Here is a 17,306-nt window from a genome sequence, read left to right on the forward strand (position 1 = left end):
GAATTACTTCGCGCCCAGCGCCAGTTTGGCGACTTGTGGCGCAGGCTGGTAGCCCGGAATGACTTGTCCGTCAGCCAAAACGATGGCCGGCGTGCCGTTCACGCCGATCGACTGACCGAGGGCGAACTGTTTGGAAACCGGGTTCTCGCACTTGGCGGCCTTGATTTCCTTGCCATCGACCATTTTGTCCATGGCCGCTTTCTTGTCTTTCGAGCACCACACGGCTTGCAGTTGCTCGTCACCCGGCGAGCCCAGGCCCTGACGCGGGAACGCCACGTAGCGCACTTCGATGCCACGCTTGTTCAGCTCAGGCACTTCGGCGTGCAGCTTGTGGCAGTAAGGGCACGTGGTGTCGGTGAACACGGTGATGTGCGACTTGGTCTCGCCCACGGCCGGGTATACCACGGTCTCGGCGACCGGAATGCCGTTGATCAGTTTGGAAATGCCCAGGCGTTCGGTCTTCTCGGTCAGGTTGACCGGTTTGCCGTCCTTGAGCTGGAACATGTAGCCCTGAACGATGTACTGGCCGTCGGCGCTGGCGTAGAGCACGCGGCTGCCCTTGAGCTTGACTTCGTACAGGCCCGGCAGCGGGCTGGCGGTGATGGTGTCCACCGGCACGTCGAGCTGGAGGTTTTCCAGGCTCTGGCGGATGGCTTTGTCGGCCGCATCATCGGCGACGGCAAAGGTGCTGACCAACGCAATGGCTGCGGCGGCGAAAATCTGGGTCAGACGCATGTGAACTCCTGAAGGCGGACAAATGGAACGATCAGAACGCCCGTGCCGGAACACCGGGTCATAACCGTCCATCGTGCAAACCGGCAAAGCCTACCACATAAGGCTCCCGTGGCCGAATGCGCCTGTCGCAAGGCAGAAGGCTCAGCCGCGAGGGTGATGCTTGGCATGCAGATCCTGCAACCGCGCACGGGCGACGTGCGTGTAGATCTGCGTGGTCGACAGGTCGCTGTGGCCCAACAGCATCTGCACCACGCGCAAGTCGGCGCCATGGTTGAGCAAGTGTGTGGCAAACGCGTGACGCAGGGTATGCGGCGACAGCGACTTGCCGATCCCGGCGACCTTGGCCTGATGCTTGATGCGGTGCCAGAAGGTCTGCCTGGTCATCTGTTCGCCGCGCTGACTGGGGAACAACACATCGCTGGGGCGCCCGCCCAGCAGTTCGCTGCGACCGTCGCGCAGGTAGCGCTCGACCCAGACAATCGCTTCCTCGCCCATCGGCACCAGCCGCTCCTTGCTGCCCTTGCCCATCACCCGCAACACGCCCTGACGCAGGTTGACCTGCTCCAGGGTCAGGCTGATCAGCTCGGTCACCCGCAGGCCACAAGCGTAAAGGACTTCGAGCATGGCACGGTCGCGCTGGCCGATGGCTTCGCTCAAATCCGGTGCCTTCAGCAGCGCTTCCACGTCGGCTTCCGACAGGGATTTGGGCAACGGCCGGCCCAGTTGCGGCATGTCGACGCGCAAGGTCGGATCGACCGAGATCAGTTTTTCCCGCAGCAAATAGCGATAAAAGCCACGCACGCCCGAGAGAAATCTCGCGGTGGAACGGGGTTTGTAATTCTGCTCCAGACGCCAGGCCAGGTGATCGAGGATCAACTCGCGACCCGCGTTGATCAATTCGAGGTTTTTCTCCTGCAGCCAGCCGTTGAACAGCGCCAGATCGCTGCGGTAGGCGTCACGGGTATTGTCGGACAGGCCCTTCTCCAGCCACAGGGCATCGAGGAATTGGTCAATCAGCGGGTGGTCGATGGCAGGCATGGGCACTCTGGGCGCGCCGGCACAAGCACGACGCGCAAATAAACAGTGAACGGTTGAAAGGCTCGCTAGTCTTTCATAGCCCGCCATTTCAAGGAACAGGGAGCTTCAATGAACGAGCAGCAAATTCTCTTGGCCTTCGGTGGTATCGGTGCTGCCGCTCTGGGCTGTCAATGGCTGGCGTGGCGGCTGAAGTTGCCGGCGATTCTGTTTCTGCTGCTGACCGGCATTCTCGCCGGCCCCGTGTTGGGCTGGCTCGACCCGCAGGAAATGTTCGGTCCGCTGCTGATGCCGCTGGTGTCACTGGCAGTGGCGCTGATCCTGTTCGAGGGCAGTCTGACCCTGCACCTGTCGGAGTGGCGCGAGATCGGCAGCGTCGTGCATCGGCTGGTGACCCTCGGCGCGCTCTCGACCTGGATAGTGATTGCGGTGGCAACCCACTGGCTGCTGGGTTTCGACTGGCTGCTCGCCATCCTGTTCGGCAGTCTGACCCTGGTGACCGGCCCGACCGTGATCGTGCCGATGCTGCGCGTGGTACGACCGAAGGCTTCGATCGCCAACATCCTGCGCTGGGAAGGGATCGTGATCGACCCGATCGGCGCGCTGCTCGCGGTGGTGGTCTACAGCTTCATCATTGCCCGGACCGAAGGCCATGGCCTGGAACAGAGCCTGCTCACATTCGGCGGGGTGATTGTCTGCGGCAGCGCGTTCGGCATCGCCGGTGGCTGGCTGCTCGGTACGATCATTCGGCGTCAATGGCTGCCGGAGTACTTGCACAATCTGGCATCGCTCGCCGCGGTGCTGGGGATATTCATCGCCGCCAACCAGACCATGCACGAATCCGGGCTGCTGGCGGTGACGCTGATGGGCATGTGGCTGGCGAACATGAAGGGCGTGGATGTGCGGCACATTCTGCACTTCAAGGAAAACCTCAGCGTTCTGCTGATTTCCGGGTTGTTCATTCTGCTGGCGGCGCGGCTGGACCTGAACGCGCTGATCGGTCTTGGGCCACTGGTGCTGATTTTGTTGCTGGTGATCCAGCTGATCGCCCGACCGCTGAACGTAGTCTTGAGTACTGCCGGTTCGAGCCTGAGTTGGCGTGAGCGTGCATTGTTGTGCTGGATCGCCCCGCGCGGGATCGTCGCGGCGGCAGTCTCGGCGATCTTTGCGATTCGCCTGGATGACGCAGGCCATGAAGGCGCGCTGTTGCTGGTGCCGCTGACCTTCGCCGTGATCATCGGCACCGTCGTGCTGCAAAGTGCGACCGCCCGACCACTGGCGCGCCTGTTGAAGGTGGCGGAACCGGCACCCAGCGGTTTCCTGATCGTTGGTGCAAACGGCCCGGCGCGCCTGCTCGGCAAGTCGCTGCAACAGCTCGGCAGCCGGGTGTTGCTCACCGACTCAAGCTGGGAAAACATTCGGGCAGCACGCATGGATGGCTTACCGACCTACTTCGGCAATCCGGCCTCGCAGCACGCGGATGCGCATCTGGATCTGGTGGGGCTGGGACATTTGCTGGCGCTGTCACCGTCCGGCGAACTCAATACGCTGGCAGCCATGCGCTTTCGACATGACTTTGGCCATCAGCGCCTGTTCGGACTGGCCAGCGGTCACGAAAGCCGTCGCAGCGACAAGCACCGCGCCAGCCTGGAACATCGCGGCAATCAACTGGGGAGCGAGGCGCTCACTTACGCCAGGCTGGCCAGCCAGTTGGGCCAGGGCGCCGATCTGTACAGCACGACGCTGACGGACGGGTTTGGCTGGGACGATTACCGGGCGCTGCATGGCAATCGCGCGACACTGTTGTTCATGCGCGATGACAGCGGCTGGGTGCATGTGGTCACGCCGGAGACCGTGCTGAAACCGGGACCGGGGTGGACGTTGCTGGCGTTGATTCAGCCTGAGATCAGCGGCGGCGCATAAACCCAATCGCGGGCAAGCCCGCGAATGCTGCGGCTCGGTGCCGGGTCAGGCCGCGAAGCCCGGCAGCACGGGCACTGGCCGCTTGTCATCATCAATGGCAACGAAGCTGAACTGCCCGTGAATCGCCTTCTCACGCCCGTCGCAGCTCATGCTCTCAACGAACACTTCCACCTCGACCTTGAGGCTGGTATTGCCCACCTTGATCACCCGCCCGACCAGCTCGACGATGGAACCTGCCGGGATCGCATGGTTGAAATCGATCCGGTCGGTGGAGACCGTCACCAGCGGCAAACGGCAGAAACGCGTGGCGGTGATGAACGACACTTCATCCATCCAGGCCAGGGCGGTGCCGCCGAACAGGGTGTTGTGGTGATTGGTGGTCGGCGGGAAGACCGCCTTGGTCACGCGGGTCACCGAGAGTTCGGTGCGGCGTTCGATTTCTTGCTCGCGAGATGTCATGGGTACGGCCTGAAACAATGATGCTGTGGATAAATTGCGGACAACAAAAAAGCAGCCCGTAGGCTGCTTTTTTCTGCATCGGAAGCTGGGCTTAAGCCAGTTTTTCCTTGATGCGAGCTGCTTTACCCGACAGGTCGCGCAGGTAGTACAGCTTGGCTTTACGTACGTCACCGCGACGTTTGACAGCCATGCTGTCGATCTGCGGGGAGTAGGTCTGGAAAGTACGTTCTACGCCAACACCGTTGGAGATTTTACGAACGGTGAACGCACTGTTCACGCCGCGGTTACGCTTGGCGATTACAACGCCTTCGAACGCTTGCAGACGGGAACGATCGCCTTCCTTCACTTTCACCTGAACGACAATGGTGTCGCCCGGGGCAAAGGCTGGGATCTCTTTGGTCATCTGCTCTGCTTCGAGTGCAAGGATGATTTTGTTGGTCATGCTGTGCTCCTAAGGTAAATCGTCGGATCTACCATCGATACGTTGTTAACTATCGTCCCGCTCGCGGATGTATTCCTCGAGCAGCTTCTTCTCTTCTCCAGAAAGCGAGCGGCTTTCCAGAAGATCGGCGCGTCGTTCATAGGTCCGACCAAGGGACTGCTGTAAACGCCAACGCCGGATGTGTGCGTGATTGCCACTTAGCAATACGTCGGGAACACGCTGATCCGCATACACCTCCGGTCGGGTGTAGTGCGGGCAATCCAGCAAACCATCCGTGAAGGAATCTTCCTCCGCGGAGTCCGCATGCCCTAAAGCTCCGGGCAGCAGTCGTGTAACCGCATCTATCAGGACCATCGCCGGCAGCTCGCCGCCAGACAGGACATAGTCCCCAATCGACCACTCTTCATCGACATGAGCATCAATAAAACGCTCGTCAATGCCTTCATAGCGACCGGCAATCAGGATCAATGCATCCGATTTAGCCAGTTCGCGTACCGCCGACTGAGTCAGTTGACGGCCTTGGGGGGACAGGTAAATCACCTTCGCCGCCTCCCCGGCTGCTGCCTTGGCCTGAACCAGAGCATCTTCCAGGGGCTTGATCTTCATCACCATGCCCGGACCACCGCCAAACGGGCGATCGTCCACAGTGTGATGCCGATCCGTCGTGTAATCCCGCGGATTCCAACAGGTCAGCTGCAAGAGCCCCTGTTTGACCGCTCGACTGGTGATGCCGTAGTCGCCGATGGCGGAAAACATCTCGGGAAACAAACTGATCACTTCTACGCGCAAGTTAGCCACGCTTAGAAGTCCGCGTCCCAATCCACCTTCATCTCGCCCGCTGCGAGGTCGACGGCCAACACGCATTGCTCCGTATAGGGCAACAGGCGTTCGCGATCATCCAGGCTGCCAGCGCAAGGCTTGACTACCATTACATCATTGGCGCCGGTTTCCAGAAGATGATCGATTTTCCCGAGCAATTGCCCAAGCGTATCGATGACCTTCAGACCTTCCAGCTGGTACCAGTAGTACTCGCCTTCGGTCAATTCAGCGAACAGGCTGCGCGGCACGCAGATCTCGTAACCGGCCAGAAGACGAGCTTCTTCACGATCATCAAGACCCTTGAGCTTTGCGACCAGGAACTTGTCGCTCCCGCGTCCACTGACCAGCTCGACCTGTTTGACATTGCCTTCGCGCTTGAGCGTCCAGGTTTTGTACTGCAACAGGTTTTCAGTCGGATCAGTAAAGGAATAAACCTTCACTTCGCCGCGAACGCCGTGAACAGAATAAATTTTGCCAATAACGATCAAATCATCGGCAACAGCAGGCGTCGCGTTCATATTGCTCAGGCCGCAGCCTTAGCCGATTCCTTCAGCAACTGAGCAACACGCTCAGAAGGCTGTGCACCAACGCTCAGCCAGTAGGCTACGCGCTCTTGGTTCACGGACAGACGAACTTCCTGACCACGGGCAACAGGGTTGAAGAAACCAACCTGTTCTTTGTGGGAACCGTCACGCGGGTTGCGGGAGTCGGTTACGGTCAGGTGGTAAAACGGGCGCTTTTTGGAGCCGCCAAGGGCAAGACGGATTGTTAGCATGTGAACATCGTTCCTGTAGTCGGTGCTGCAAATCTAAATGCACAGCGGGCATGGGTGCCCGAAAGGCCGCATATTCTAAGGAATATCCGGACTTTTGCAAATGACTTTTTCCGGCGCCTATGGCATGCCGTGCTGATTTGCGGTAGAGCCGTCGATGAAAACGGCCAGTCAGCTCCCGCCGAATGCGGGTTTGCTGTGGATCCCGCGTCCTTGCGGGACTGCGCCGGTACGACGACCGGCGAGTTCTTTTACAGTTTTGGCATGCCGCCGCCGGGCAGCATTCCGCCCATGCCGCGCATCATTTTCGCCATTCCGCCCTTGGCGGAGAACTTCTTCATCATCTTCTGCATCTGCTTGTGCTGCTTGATCAAGCGACCAATGTCCTGCACCTGGGTGCCGGAGCCCATGGCGATCCGGCGCTTGCGCGAACCGCTGATCAGCTCGGGATCGCGGCGCTCGGCCGGGGTCATGGAGTTGATGATGGCTTCCATCTGTTTGAACTGCTTCTCTGCCGCACTCTGGGCATTGCCCATCTGCGACAGGTTGACGCCACCGATGCTCGGCAGCTTGTCCATGAGGCCGCCGAGGCCGCCCATGTTCTTCATCTGCTGCAGCTGATCGCGGAAGTCTTCGAGGTCGAAGCCCTTGCCCTTCTTCAGCTTCTTGGCCAGTTTGTCGGCCTTGTCCTTGTCGAGGGTCGCTTCAGCCTGTTCGATCAGGCTGAGCACGTCGCCCATGCCGAGGATTCGCGAAGCGATACGCTCAGGGTGGAACGGGTCGAGGGCTTCGGTCTTCTCGCCCATACCGATGAACTTGATCGGCTTGCCGGTGATGGCACGAACGGACAGTGCGGCACCGCCACGGGCATCACCGTCGACCTTGGTCAGGATCACGCCGGTCAGCGGCAGTGCATCGCCGAAGGCCTTGGCCGTGTTGGCGGCGTCCTGACCGGTCATGGCGTCAACCACGAACAGGGTTTCAACCGGGTTGATCGCGGCGTGCAGCGCCTTGATCTCGCCCATCATCTCTTCGTCGATGTGCAGACGACCGGCGGTATCGACGATGACCACGTCGATGAATTTCAGTTTTGCTTCTTTAATAGCCGCGTTGGCGATGTCGACCGGCTTCTGGCTCAGATCGGACGGGAAGAACGTCACGCCGATGTCGTTGGCCAGGGTTTCCAGCTGTTTGATAGCGGCAGGACGATAGATGTCCGCCGACACAACCATGACCGACTTCTTCTTGCGCTCTTTAAGGAAGCGCGCCAGCTTGCCGGCGGTGGTGGTTTTACCGGCACCCTGCAAACCGGCCATCAGGATGACGGCAGGCGGCACGGCGCTCAGGTTCAGGTCTTCGTTGGCCGCGCCCATCAGGCTTTCGAGTTCGGCCTGGACGATCTTCACGAACGCCTGGCCCGGCGTCAGGCTGCGCGACACCTCGGTGCCGACAGCGCGTTCCTTGACCGAGTTTACGAAGTCCTTAACCACCGGCAGGGCAACGTCGGCTTCGAGCAACGCCATGCGCACTTCACGCAGGGTGTCTTTAATGTTGTCTTCGGTCAGTTTCGCCTTGCCGGTGACATGGCGCAGCGTCTGCGAGAGACGGTCGGTTAAGTTTTCAAACATTGCGCGATCCTTTCAGGCCCTGTGTAGACCGGGATAATGGCGGCCCGGACCGGAATCAACATGTACTCGGCGAGCCTGCGGCGTGGGCAGGTCGCGGATTATAGCGAAGACTGCGTCTGGCGGACACCTCGCTGTCAGCTTGCCGGTCTTTCGTGCGATGACCGTTCTATGCCAAACTCAGCGCCTTTCGGGCTTGCCTAACAGGATTTATGCTCCCCTTGTCACCGAGTTTGCTGACCACCCTCGCCGCCGCCCTTCTCTATGCCGCTGCGACCCTTTATCAGGGCACCCGCCTGGCCACCGGCGCCAAGGCCAACAAGCGCCTGCTGGTCACGCTTGGCGTGCTCGCCGTGCTGGCCCACAGTGCCAGCCTGCTGACTCACCTGCTGACGCCGATCGGGCTGGGCCTGGACTTCTTCAGTGCGTCGAGCCTGATTGCCGCAGCGGTCATCGCCCTGACCCTGCTGGCCTGCTCGCGGATCCCGGTGGAAAACCTGCTGGTCCTGCTGTTCCCGCTGGGGGCGATCACCGTATTGCTGGCGCAGTTTGCGCCGACCGGCACCGTGCAGATCATCGACGAAGAGCCGGGCATCCTCGCGCACATCCTGCTGTCGATCCTTGCCTACGGCATGTTCACCATCGCGGTATTCCAGGCCTTGTTGCTGCTGGTGCAGGATCACCAGCTCAAGAACAAGCACCCGTCCGGGCTGATCAAGAACTTCCCGCCGCTGCAAACCATGGAAAGCCTGCTGTTCGGCTTCCTCTGGGCCGGCTGGACGCTGCTGTCGCTGTCACTGATTTCCGGCTGGCTGTTCGTCGAGAACCTGTTTGCCCAGCACCTGGTGCACAAGACCCTGCTCGCTTGCCTGGCCTGGATCGTGTTCAGCGTGCTGTTGTGGGGCCGCAACCGCCTGGGCTGGCGCGGCCACAAAGCGATCCGCTGGACCCTCGCCGGTTTCTGTCTGCTGATGTTGGCGTATTTCGGCAGCAAACTGGTCCGTGAATACATCCTGCACATCTGACGGGCGGCATAAATGGACGGTTTGCCCATAGGGCCGATGCTCGCGGTATTTGTCCTGCTGATTCTCTGGTCGGGGCTGTTTACCGCCATCGAAGTGGCGCAACAGCATCTGCTGGCACAACGCACCGCGTCGCGCGCCAGTGACAAACCACTGGCCAAGCTGAGCTTCCCGCTCGACAGCCTGATCCTGTGCAACACCCTGTGCCGCGCCCTCGCCGTGGTGCTTGCCACGCTGCTGGCGATTTTCCTGTGTGAAGAAAACGGTCCCTGGGCAGCCACTCTGGGCGCCGGCGCCGTCCTGCTGGTGTTTGCCGACTATTTCCCGCGCACCCTCGCCCAGCGTTATCCGGACGCCGTGCTGTCATTCGGCAACACGTTGCTGGCAGTACCACTGAAAGTGATCTATCCGCTCGCATGGCTGCTGAGCAGCATCAGTGGTTTGCTGTTGCGTCCGCTGGTGCGCAAGCAGCAGGTCGTGCAACAGAGCGAAGACGACGTCCCGCCGGAACGCCATGACGACCCGGAACATCCGTCACGCACGCACCCGGTTAACGGTATCCACGCGCTGGACAACATCACGGTCAACGACATCCTGGTGCCTCGCAGTGACGTCGACGGCATCAATCTCGACGATCCGATCGAAGAGATCATCGAGCAATTGCGCCACAACAAGCGCACGCGCCTGCCGGTTTTCCACAGCGACATCAACCAGGTCGAGGCCGTCCTCAATACCCGGCAGATCCGCCACTTGCTGGACAATCACGCCCTGACCCGCGAAGCGCTCCTCGCCGCCAGCTACGAGCCGTATTTCGTCCCGGAAAGCACACCGCTGCAACTGCAATTGCTGAACTTCCACAAGCAGCAGCGTCGTCTGGGCATGGTGGTGGACGAATACGGCGAAGTGCTGGGGATCGTCACCCTGGAAGACATTCTCGAAGAAATCGTCGGCGAATTCGAAAGTGAGCACAGCCTCGATAATCCGCATATTCATCCGCAGGCCGACGGGCGCATGGTGATCGACGGCGCCGCCTCGATCCGCGAACTGAACAAATGCCTGGGCTGGCACCTGCCCAGCGACGGCCCGCGAACCCTGAATGGCCTGGTGACCGAAGCGCTGGAAACCATTCCGGAAAGCGCGGTGTGCCTGAAAATCGGGCGCTATCGCCTGGAGATCCTCGAAACCGAGGAAAACCGCGTGAGCAAAGTGCTCATCTGGCACACCAGCTCGGCACCGGCGCTCACACCCGTCCGCTAGCTCGCCCCTTGTTCAATCGTTAGCCACCTTCCTATAATTGCGGTGCTTACCCAAGCCCCGCCGAACCCAGTGCTTACCCCGCACCCGACAGGTTCCGGCCGGTTCATCGCCGCTTTCCGCATCACACCGACGACTGTTCCTACCTGAAACAGCGCTCGCGCCCTATCCCACATCCCCGGGTAGTCGACCATAATAATTCGCTCCAATGGAGCTCATGACTGTCAGGGATCACCGCATGACGACCAGTACCGCTTACAGCGACACCACGCCTGCCCAACCGGCCAATTCCGCCACCCGGGTGGCCACCGCGAGCTTCATCGGCACGGCCATCGAGTTCTACGACTTCTACGTCTATGCCACCGCCGCCGCACTGGTGATCGGACCTGTATTCTTTCCGCAGACATCCGGCACCGCGCAGATGCTTTCGGCATTCCTCACCTTCGGTATCGCCTTCCTCGCCCGCCCGCTGGGTTCGGCACTGTTCGGCCATTTCGGCGACCGGATCGGGCGCAAGTCCACACTGGTAGCTTCGTTGCTGCTGATGGGGGTCTGCACCACGCTGATTGGTGTGCTACCGGGTTACGACAGCATTGGAGCGTGGGCGCCGATCCTGTTGTGTGTGCTGCGCTTCGGTCAGGGTCTCGGACTGGGCGGAGAATGGGGTGGCGCGGCATTGTTGGCCACCGAAAACGCGCCGAAAGGCAAACGGGCATGGTTCGGCATGTTCCCGCAGTTGGGCCCTTCGATCGGTTTTCTGGCAGCCAACGGCCTGTTCCTGACGCTGGCCATGACGCTCAATGACGAACAGTTTCGCAGTTGGGGCTGGCGGATTCCGTTCCTGCTCAGTGCGGTACTGGTGATGGTCGGGCTGTACGTGCGCCTCAAGCTGCACGAAACGCCAGTGTTCGCCAACGCCATCGCCCGCCAGGAGCGGGTGAAAGTGCCGCTGGTCGAGCTGTTCAGCCAATACTGGGCGCCAACGTTGCTGGGCGCCGCCGCCATGGTCGTCTGCTACGCGCTGTTCTACATCTCGACAGTGTTTTCCCTGAGCTACGGCGTGTCGACGCTGGGCTACAGTCGCGAAACATTCCTCGGACTGCTGTGCTTCGCCGTTTTGTTCATGGCAGCTGCAACGCCGCTGTCGGCGTGGGCAAGTGATCGTTACGGGCGCAAACCAGTGCTGATCGTCGGCGGTGTTCTGGCGATTCTTTCCGGATTTCTGATGGAACCGTTGCTGACTCAGGGCTCGACCTGGGGCGTGGCGCTGTTCCTGTGCATCGAGCTGTTCCTGATGGGCGTGACGTTCGCCCCGATGGGCGCGCTGCTGCCGGAACTGTTTCCGACACACGTGCGATATACCGGTGCATCGGCGGCCTACAACCTCGGCGGCATCGTTGGAGCCTCGGCGGCGCCGTTCTTCGCGCAGAAACTGGTGGCGATGGGTGGTTTGAGTTATGTCGGTGGGTATGTGTCTGCGGCCGCGGTACTCAGCTTGATCGCTGTGCTGTGCCTGAAGGAAACGCGCCATAACGACCTGAATCAGGTGTCGTAGGCGCAATGATCGCTCCCGCACGGGCGGGAGCGATCAGATAGCGGGATTACAGCTCTACAACGACAGCCTGAGAAGCGCGGGTCGCCTTGGCACGAGCGGCCTCGATCGACTCGTCACGGGCCAGTGCAACACCCATGCGGCGCTGGCCGTTGACTTCAGGCTTGCCGAACAGACGCAGCGCGGTATCCGGCTCGCTCAGCGCAGCGCCGAGGTTGGCGAATGCGGTCTGGGTCGACTGGCCTTCCACCAGAATCACTGCGGACGCCGATGGGCCAAACTGACGGATCAGCGGCACCGGCAAGCCGAGAATTGCCCGGGCGTGCAGGGCGAACTGCGACAGGTCCTGGGAAATCAGGGTCACCAGACCGGTGTCGTGCGGACGCGGCGACACTTCGCTGAACCACACCTGATCGCCCTTGATGAACAGCTCGACGCCGAACAGGCCACGGCCACCCAACGCCTCGGTCACGGCTTTGGCAACGCGCTCGGACTCAGCCAGCGCGATCGGGCTCATGGCTTGTGGCTGCCAGGATTCCTGGTAGTCGCCCTTCTCCTGACGGTGACCGACCGGTGCACAGAACGTGGTACCGCCGATATGACGCACGGTCAGCAGGGTGATTTCGTAGTCGAAATCGATGAAGCCTTCGATGATCACCCGGCCTTTACCGGCACGACCGCCTTCTTGTGCGTAATCCCAGGCTTTCTGCACGTCATCGACACTGCGCAGCAGGCTCTGGCCCTTGCCCGACGAACTCATTACTGGCTTGACAACGCATGGGAAACCCAGGTCTTCAACGGCTTTGCTGTAATCCTCGAAGGTGTCGGCGAAGTGGTACGGCGAAGTCGGCAGATCCAGCTCTTCAGCGGCCAGACGACGGATGCCCTCGCGGTTCATGGTCAGTTGCGCGGCGCGCGCGGTCGGGATCACGGTGAAGCCTTCGGTTTCCAGTTCGACCAGGGTGGCGGTGGCGATGGCTTCGATTTCCGGCACGATGAAGTGCGGCTTCTCGGCTTCGATCACCGCACGCAGGGCAGCGCCGTCGAGCATATTGATCACATGGCTGCGATGGGCGACCTGCATGGCCGGCGCATTGGCGTAACGGTCAACGGCGATCACTTCAACGCCCAGGCGTTGCAGCTCGATCACCACTTCCTTGCCCAACTCACCACAGCCACACAGCAATACGCGGGTCGCGGTCGGCGACAATGGAGTTCCGATACGGGTCATCTCAGGTCCTCAAAGAAGCGGATCATCGAGGAAAGCAACGCCAGACGCGCTTTCCATGGGGAGAAAGCGCGGCATTTTACATGAACCTGAGGGTTTGGCTTCAGCCGGCGACAGCCTGTTTGCGTTCGCGCCAGGCCATGATCAGCCAGACCGCAGTCACACCGGCGAACTTCGAGGCCAGGGCAGTGATGATCACCGGCGGCGTCAGCAGGTCGATCATGCCGAAGAAGATGAAGGTATCAAGGGGAATGCTCAGCGCCGAGCTGATCCACAACCGGTCACGCAGCGGGCGTTTGGTGATGCTGAAGACCAGCCAGTCGATGCACTCGGACACCGCAAACGCCGTGGCACTGGCCAGCGCGATCGATGGATCGGAGGTGACATAGGACAGCACCAGCGCCGCCAGCATTGCCACAATCGCGCCATGGCCGAAACGGATCTGCACCATGTCGCGCAGCACGAATACCAGCCCGCCCCACGCGGACCAGATGATGTCCAGGTGCGGCGCAGTGGAGAACGCAAAGTTGATCAGCACGACGCTGCTGATATAGGCGATGAGGAAAATCATGGGGAGCGACCTGTCAGATTGGCGCACAGGTTACTTGAGGAGGAGAGTCCGGCCAAGTCGGGGAACAAATTGTATACACCCGACGTCAGGCGAGAATCAGCGCTTGGCAGGGATCATCCAGATCAATCCACTGGCCTTCGCCCGCTCATGACACAACCCAAGCACCACCCGCCGCTCGTCGTTGGTCATCCGGCTCCAGCGGGTGATTTCCTCGACCGTGCGCTGGCAACCGGTGCAAATGTCATCCTCGTCCAGCGCGCAAATGCTCACGCACGGCGAGGCGACGGGTCTTTCCGGGATTGTCATTCTTCCTGCTCGACCAGATCGCGCGCATAGCGCTGGGAGTTATGCACATAGTGCGCGGCACTGGCTTCGAGCATCTTCTTCTGCGGCTCAGTCAGTTCGCGCACCACTTTGCCCGGCGAGCCCATCACCAGCGAACCATCGGGAATTTCCTTGCCTTCACCGATCAGCGAATTGGCGCCGATGATGCAGTTCTTGCCGATCTTCGCGCCGTTGAGGATGACGGCGTTGATGCCGATCAGGCTGTAGTCCCCGACCGTGCAGCCGTGGAGCATGGCGTTGTGGCCGATGGTCACGCCGGTTCCGATGGTCAGCGGAAAGCCCATGTCGGTGTGCATCACCGTGCCATCCTGCACGTTGCTGTTCTTGCCGATCAGGATCAGTTCGTTATCGCCGCGCAGCACGGCGTTGAACCAGACGTTGGCGCCCTCTTCCAGCTTGACCTTGCCCACCAGCACGGCGTTGGGGGCGACCCAGCTCTGCGGATGGGTTTCGACGCGGGCGTCGCCCAGGCGATATTTCATCTTGTTTTCCTCAGGGCTCACGATGGCTGGCCATTCGAACGATGGCTTCAGGTATTGATAAAGCTTTTCGGCGGTCGATGCAGGCTGATTCTGGCGTCATAGAGCAGGTTGATCAACTCGACGATCATGATCGCCGTCAGCCCCCAGATCTTGTATTCGCCGTAACGATAGCTCGGTACGTACCAACTGCGACCCTGATAGTCGATGCGGTGGGTGTGTTCACGCGGGTCCTTGCGGAAGAATTCCAGGGGCACGCTGAACACCGCTGCGATCTCGGCATCATTGGCCTGATACTCGACGAAATCGGGAATCACCCCGACATACGGCGTGACCTTGATGCCATGCAGGGAAATCAGCGGGCTGAGCGGACCGATCACTTCAACCAGTCCCGGCGGCAGGCCGATTTCTTCCTCGGCCTCACGCAGCGCGGTGAAGATCAGGTCCGGGTCTTCCGGATCACGCCTGCCACCGGGAAAGGCGACTTCGCCACCGTGGGTCGAGAGCCCGCTGGCACGCAGGGTGAGGACAAGCTCGGGTTCGTCACTGCGAGTAATCGGCACCAGGACGGCGGCCTCGGGGAAACGCGTGTCGGTTTCCAGCGTGCGCGGCGTGTGATTGCTTACCCGGTGCAGTAGCTCGTCCAGCATAAGTGTTCTCGATCTGTGCCTTGCCCTGCATGATGCACCAATCAATGCGACCGCCCAAGCCCTGAACAAGGGACATGTCGCGAAACGACAACTTGCCGACTGACACCGCTGCACGCCAAGATAGGCGCAGCATTCAGGAACCCCAGCATGAAATTTTGCAGCCAGTGCGGCAACCCGGTGACCCAGCGCATTCCCGAAGGCGACTCGCGGCTGCGATTTGTCTGCGACAGCTGTCAGACCATTCACTACCAGAACCCCAATATCGTGGCCGGCTGTGTAGCGACCTGGGGCAGCAAAGTCCTGCTCTGCCGCCGCGCCATCGAGCCGCGCCTCGGTTACTGGACGCTGCCCGCCGGGTTCATGGAGAACGGCGAGACCATCGAACAGGCTGCCATCCGCGAAACCGCCGAGGAAGCCTGCGCCCGAGTGCGCAACCTGAGCATCTACACCCTGATCGACGTGCCACACATCAGTCAGGTTCATGTGTTCTTTCGCGCCGAGCTCGCAGACCTGGACTTTTCCGCCGGCCCCGAAAGCCTCGAAGTGCAACTGTTCGACGAAGCGCAGATTCCATGGGACGAGCTGGCTTTCCGCACGGTGGGCCGTACCTTAGAATGCTTCTTCGCTGACCGCCGCGCCGAGACTTACCCCGTGCGCTCGGAATCGATCCCGCCGCTCGCTCAGCCGGCCATCACTTGATTTCAGCGCCAGCCGGCCGATAACCCGCGTGCGCAGCCCGCGACAGCGCCTGCATAAGATCTATAAATAAATTATCTGCATCACCTTCTGGGGAATCGTTTCAATGCGCTGGTTGCTTGCCCTGTTTTGCCTGTCGTTCGTCACCGTCTCCCAAGCGTCGTTCGTGACCACCGTGACGCCTTCGAACACCCCGCTCATCGAAAAAATACTGGTGCTCAAATCGGCTCATCAACTGCAGTTGATCGCCGACGGCAAACCGCTCAAGAGCTATCGCATTTCCCTGGGCAAGGGCGCGAAGAAAGGTCCGAAACTGATTGAAGGCGATAAACGCACACCCGAAGGTTTCTATTGGATCGACTGGCGCAAGACCAGCGACAAATTCAACCTGTCGATGCACATCTCCTACCCGAACATCAGCGACTCCGCCCGCGCCCGCCGCGAAGGCGTCGAGCCCGGCGGCATGATCATGATCCATGGCACGCCGGACTCCGCAGAGAACCCGGAAAACCTGTTCCATACCCTGGACTGGACCGACGGCTGCATCGCCATGCGCAACGTCGACATGCGCGAAGTCTGGAACCTGGTGCCGGACGGCACGATGATCGAAATCCGCCCCTGATTCTGTCACCAGGGTACCTGGGTTCTCCGGGCCGCGAAGCGGCCCTTTCCCCTGACCATTGGTCGCCCGCAAAAAAATAAATGCAAAAGATCGCAGCCTGCGGCAACGCCTGAACGGTGATACCACTTTCACCCGCCGGAACTGCCGCAGACTGCGATCTTTTGCGTTCCCGCACCCACCTCTAATACCACTTAAAACCACCCGTCCTCAAACACCCGATCCAACAGGACTACAGGCCTCTCCGCTGCGTTGACATGGTATTCAAGTGGTATTAGTTTTCGCCGAAACACCGAGCGACAACAATTCAATACCAGCTCCGGAAGTGCCCGCATGAACGATCTCCACGCCCTGCGCCCTGACGACTCCCAGCCGACGCCGCTGTACCTGCAACTGGCGCGCAACCTGGAAGCGGCAATTCATGCCGGCCAGTGGAAAGCCGAACAGGCGATGCCGTCGGAGCGCAATCTCAGCGAAATGCTGGGGATTTCCCGGGTCACCGCGCGCAAGGCGCTGGAGGTTTTGCTGGACCAAGGCCTGATCCGCCGTCTGCAAGGTTCCGGCACCTTCATCACCCCGCGCCTTGAACAACCGCTATCGCGCCTGTCGGGCTTCAGCGAAATGCTCCGTCTCAAGGGCTTCGTGCCCAGCTCGCAATGGCTCGAGCGTGAAATCACCCTGCCGACCCACGAAGAATTGATCCGCCTCGGCCTGTCGCCGAACGACAAGGTCGCGCGCATGAAACGCCTGCGCAAGGCCGACGACACGGTGATGGCCATCGAGATGAGCACCCTGCCCGCCTCGATCATGCCCAAACCACAAGTGGTGGGCGATTCGCTCTACGAACACCTCGACAGCATCGGCAAGCCGATCGTGCGCGCCTTGCAGCACATCCAGGCGATCAACGCCTCGGACGAGTTCGCCGCGCTGGTCGGCATCGCCCCCGGCACCGCGATGCTGCTGATGACCCGGGTCGGCTACCTGGAAGACAACACACCGATCGAAGTCACCGACACCTATTGCCGCAACGACTACTACGACTTTGTTGCAGAGCTGCGCCGCTGACCGGCAGCCAGGCCA

The 17,306-nt window shown here is 60.7% G+C and carries 20 protein-coding genes; 7 read left to right on the plus strand and 13 right to left on the minus strand.

What is annotated here, in order from left to right; all coding sequences use genetic code 11:
* Positions 1–3: 3 nt before the first annotated feature.
* Both dsbC and xerD read right to left on the minus strand, forming a co-directional pair.
* Positions 4–735 carry a bifunctional protein-disulfide isomerase/oxidoreductase DsbC gene (gene dsbC / locus DXT77_RS21215; protein WP_085711641.1) on the minus strand — a complete coding sequence of 244 codons (732 nt, stop codon included), beginning with the start codon at positions 733–735 and terminating at the stop codon, positions 4–6.
* Positions 736–876: 141 nt separating this feature from the next.
* Positions 877–1,773, minus strand: a complete 897-nt coding sequence (gene xerD / locus DXT77_RS21220) for a site-specific tyrosine recombinase XerD (protein ID WP_119429027.1) — start codon at positions 1,771–1,773, stop codon at positions 877–879.
* Positions 1,774–1,881: 108 nt separating this feature from the next.
* On the opposite strand from xerD, the gene DXT77_RS21225 reads away from it, so the two are divergent.
* Entirely contained in the window at positions 1,882–3,693 is a 1,812-nt protein-coding gene (locus tag DXT77_RS21225; protein WP_119429028.1) for a sodium:proton antiporter, read from the plus strand.
* A gap of 45 nt (positions 3,694–3,738) precedes the next feature.
* Here the strand turns inward: DXT77_RS21225 and DXT77_RS21230 are convergent, their stop codons facing one another.
* From DXT77_RS21230 to ffh, 6 genes are all read right to left on the minus strand, one after another.
* A complete protein-coding gene (locus DXT77_RS21230; protein ID WP_114881518.1) occupies positions 3,739–4,152 on the minus strand; it encodes an acyl-CoA thioesterase in 414 nt (137 codons plus the stop codon).
* A 91-nt stretch (positions 4,153–4,243) separates the two neighbouring features.
* Positions 4,244–4,594, minus strand: a complete 351-nt coding sequence (gene rplS, locus DXT77_RS21235; protein WP_009047143.1) for a 50S ribosomal protein L19 — start codon at positions 4,592–4,594, stop codon at positions 4,244–4,246.
* A gap of 45 nt (positions 4,595–4,639) precedes the next feature.
* Positions 4,640–5,392 (minus strand): tRNA (guanosine(37)-N1)-methyltransferase TrmD, encoded by a 753-nt coding sequence (gene trmD / locus DXT77_RS21240; RefSeq protein ID WP_085711645.1) that lies wholly within the window; start codon positions 5,390–5,392, stop codon positions 4,640–4,642.
* Positions 5,393–5,394: 2 nt separating this feature from the next.
* The gene (gene rimM, locus DXT77_RS21245) at positions 5,395–5,931 is read right to left on the minus strand and encodes a ribosome maturation factor RimM (RefSeq protein ID WP_085711646.1); all 537 of its coding nucleotides are present in this window, start codon (positions 5,929–5,931) and stop codon (positions 5,395–5,397) included.
* Positions 5,932–5,936: 5 nt separating this feature from the next.
* The gene (rpsP, locus tag DXT77_RS21250; RefSeq protein ID WP_003198088.1) at positions 5,937–6,188 is read right to left on the minus strand and encodes a 30S ribosomal protein S16; all 252 of its coding nucleotides are present in this window, start codon (positions 6,186–6,188) and stop codon (positions 5,937–5,939) included.
* A 248-nt stretch (positions 6,189–6,436) separates the two neighbouring features.
* Positions 6,437–7,813 (minus strand): signal recognition particle protein, encoded by a 1,377-nt coding sequence (gene ffh, locus DXT77_RS21255; RefSeq protein WP_085711647.1) that lies wholly within the window; start codon positions 7,811–7,813, stop codon positions 6,437–6,439.
* Between the two features lie 209 nt (positions 7,814–8,022).
* Here ffh and DXT77_RS21260 point away from each other — a divergent pair, with 209 nt between their 5' ends.
* The 3 genes from DXT77_RS21260 (at position 8,023) to DXT77_RS21275 (ending at position 11,641) form a co-directional block, all read left to right on the plus strand.
* Positions 8,023–8,835: an inner membrane protein YpjD gene (locus DXT77_RS21260; RefSeq protein WP_085711648.1), complete on the plus strand. Its 813-nt coding sequence runs from the start codon at positions 8,023–8,025 to the stop codon at positions 8,833–8,835.
* Between the two features lie 12 nt (positions 8,836–8,847).
* Positions 8,848–10,089, plus strand: a complete 1,242-nt coding sequence (locus DXT77_RS21265; protein ID WP_119429029.1) for a transporter associated domain-containing protein — start codon at positions 8,848–8,850, stop codon at positions 10,087–10,089.
* A 235-nt stretch (positions 10,090–10,324) separates the two neighbouring features.
* Positions 10,325–11,641: an MFS transporter gene (locus DXT77_RS21275; protein ID WP_119429031.1), complete on the plus strand. Its 1,317-nt coding sequence runs from the start codon at positions 10,325–10,327 to the stop codon at positions 11,639–11,641.
* A gap of 46 nt (positions 11,642–11,687) precedes the next feature.
* On the opposite strand, the gene purT is transcribed toward DXT77_RS21275, so the two are convergent.
* From purT to DXT77_RS21300, 5 genes are all read right to left on the minus strand, one after another.
* Positions 11,688–12,869, minus strand: a complete 1,182-nt coding sequence (gene purT, locus DXT77_RS21280; RefSeq protein WP_119429032.1) for a formate-dependent phosphoribosylglycinamide formyltransferase — start codon at positions 12,867–12,869, stop codon at positions 11,688–11,690.
* A gap of 100 nt (positions 12,870–12,969) precedes the next feature.
* On the minus strand, positions 12,970–13,437 hold the full coding sequence (locus DXT77_RS21285; RefSeq protein WP_114881513.1) for a preQ0 transporter: 468 nt from the start codon (positions 13,435–13,437) through the stop codon (positions 12,970–12,972).
* A 96-nt stretch (positions 13,438–13,533) separates the two neighbouring features.
* Positions 13,534–13,743 (minus strand): DUF1289 domain-containing protein, encoded by a 210-nt coding sequence (locus DXT77_RS21290; RefSeq protein WP_119429033.1) that lies wholly within the window; start codon positions 13,741–13,743, stop codon positions 13,534–13,536.
* The gene (locus DXT77_RS21295; RefSeq protein ID WP_034154816.1) at positions 13,740–14,264 is read right to left on the minus strand and encodes a gamma carbonic anhydrase family protein; all 525 of its coding nucleotides are present in this window, start codon (positions 14,262–14,264) and stop codon (positions 13,740–13,742) included. The genes DXT77_RS21290 and DXT77_RS21295 overlap by 4 nt, the downstream gene beginning before the upstream one ends.
* A gap of 47 nt (positions 14,265–14,311) precedes the next feature.
* Positions 14,312–14,911: a CoA pyrophosphatase gene (locus DXT77_RS21300; RefSeq protein WP_119429034.1), complete on the minus strand. Its 600-nt coding sequence runs from the start codon at positions 14,909–14,911 to the stop codon at positions 14,312–14,314.
* Between the two features lie 147 nt (positions 14,912–15,058).
* Here DXT77_RS21300 and DXT77_RS21305 point away from each other — a divergent pair, with 147 nt between their 5' ends.
* The 3 genes from DXT77_RS21305 to DXT77_RS21315 all read left to right on the plus strand — a co-directional run bounded on the left by DXT77_RS21305 (position 15,059) and on the right by DXT77_RS21315 (position 17,291).
* On the plus strand, positions 15,059–15,610 hold the full coding sequence (locus DXT77_RS21305) for an NUDIX hydrolase (protein ID WP_096819233.1): 552 nt from the start codon (positions 15,059–15,061) through the stop codon (positions 15,608–15,610).
* Between the two features lie 103 nt (positions 15,611–15,713).
* Positions 15,714–16,229 (plus strand): murein L,D-transpeptidase family protein, encoded by a 516-nt coding sequence (locus tag DXT77_RS21310; protein ID WP_085711656.1) that lies wholly within the window; start codon positions 15,714–15,716, stop codon positions 16,227–16,229.
* Between the two features lie 330 nt (positions 16,230–16,559).
* Complete coding sequence (locus DXT77_RS21315; protein ID WP_007954613.1) at positions 16,560–17,291, plus strand: GntR family transcriptional regulator; 732 nt, start codon at positions 16,560–16,562, stop codon at positions 17,289–17,291.
* The last annotated feature ends 15 nt before the right edge of the window (positions 17,292–17,306 follow it).

This window comes from Pseudomonas sp. 91RF, from assembly GCF_003576265.1.
Classification (GTDB): Bacteria; Pseudomonadota; Gammaproteobacteria; order Pseudomonadales; family Pseudomonadaceae; genus Aquipseudomonas; species Aquipseudomonas kribbensis.

What these genes read in the sequence shown, in the direction of transcription:
- dsbC (WP_085711641.1), bottom strand. Translation starts at nt 735, where the DNA reads ATGCGTCTGACCCAGATTTTCGCCGCCGCAGCCATTGCGTTGGTCAGC.
- xerD (WP_119429027.1), bottom strand. Translation starts at nt 1,773, where the DNA reads ATGCCTGCCATCGACCACCCGCTGATTGACCAATTCCTCGATGCCCTG.
- DXT77_RS21225 (WP_119429028.1), top strand. Translation starts at nt 1,882, where the DNA reads ATGAACGAGCAGCAAATTCTCTTGGCCTTCGGTGGTATCGGTGCTGCC.
- DXT77_RS21230 (WP_114881518.1), bottom strand. Translation starts at nt 4,152, where the DNA reads ATGACATCTCGCGAGCAAGAAATCGAACGCCGCACCGAACTCTCGGTG.
- rplS (WP_009047143.1), bottom strand. Translation starts at nt 4,594, where the DNA reads ATGACCAACAAAATCATCCTTGCACTCGAAGCAGAGCAGATGACCAAA.
- rimM (WP_085711646.1), bottom strand. Translation starts at nt 5,931, where the DNA reads ATGAACGCGACGCCTGCTGTTGCCGATGATTTGATCGTTATTGGCAAA.
- rpsP (WP_003198088.1), bottom strand. Translation starts at nt 6,188, where the DNA reads ATGCTAACAATCCGTCTTGCCCTTGGCGGCTCCAAAAAGCGCCCGTTT.
- ffh (WP_085711647.1), bottom strand. Translation starts at nt 7,813, where the DNA reads ATGTTTGAAAACTTAACCGACCGTCTCTCGCAGACGCTGCGCCATGTC.
- DXT77_RS21260 (WP_085711648.1), top strand. Translation starts at nt 8,023, where the DNA reads ATGCTCCCCTTGTCACCGAGTTTGCTGACCACCCTCGCCGCCGCCCTT.
- DXT77_RS21265 (WP_119429029.1), top strand. Translation starts at nt 8,848, where the DNA reads ATGGACGGTTTGCCCATAGGGCCGATGCTCGCGGTATTTGTCCTGCTG.
- DXT77_RS21275 (WP_119429031.1), top strand. Translation starts at nt 10,325, where the DNA reads ATGACGACCAGTACCGCTTACAGCGACACCACGCCTGCCCAACCGGCC.
- purT (WP_119429032.1), bottom strand. Translation starts at nt 12,869, where the DNA reads ATGACCCGTATCGGAACTCCATTGTCGCCGACCGCGACCCGCGTATTG.
- DXT77_RS21285 (WP_114881513.1), bottom strand. Translation starts at nt 13,437, where the DNA reads ATGATTTTCCTCATCGCCTATATCAGCAGCGTCGTGCTGATCAACTTT.
- DXT77_RS21290 (WP_119429033.1), bottom strand. Translation starts at nt 13,743, where the DNA reads ATGACAATCCCGGAAAGACCCGTCGCCTCGCCGTGCGTGAGCATTTGC.
- DXT77_RS21295 (WP_034154816.1), bottom strand. Translation starts at nt 14,264, where the DNA reads ATGAAATATCGCCTGGGCGACGCCCGCGTCGAAACCCATCCGCAGAGC.
- DXT77_RS21300 (WP_119429034.1), bottom strand. Translation starts at nt 14,911, where the DNA reads ATGCTGGACGAGCTACTGCACCGGGTAAGCAATCACACGCCGCGCACG.
- DXT77_RS21305 (WP_096819233.1), top strand. Translation starts at nt 15,059, where the DNA reads ATGAAATTTTGCAGCCAGTGCGGCAACCCGGTGACCCAGCGCATTCCC.
- DXT77_RS21310 (WP_085711656.1), top strand. Translation starts at nt 15,714, where the DNA reads ATGCGCTGGTTGCTTGCCCTGTTTTGCCTGTCGTTCGTCACCGTCTCC.
- DXT77_RS21315 (WP_007954613.1), top strand. Translation starts at nt 16,560, where the DNA reads ATGAACGATCTCCACGCCCTGCGCCCTGACGACTCCCAGCCGACGCCG.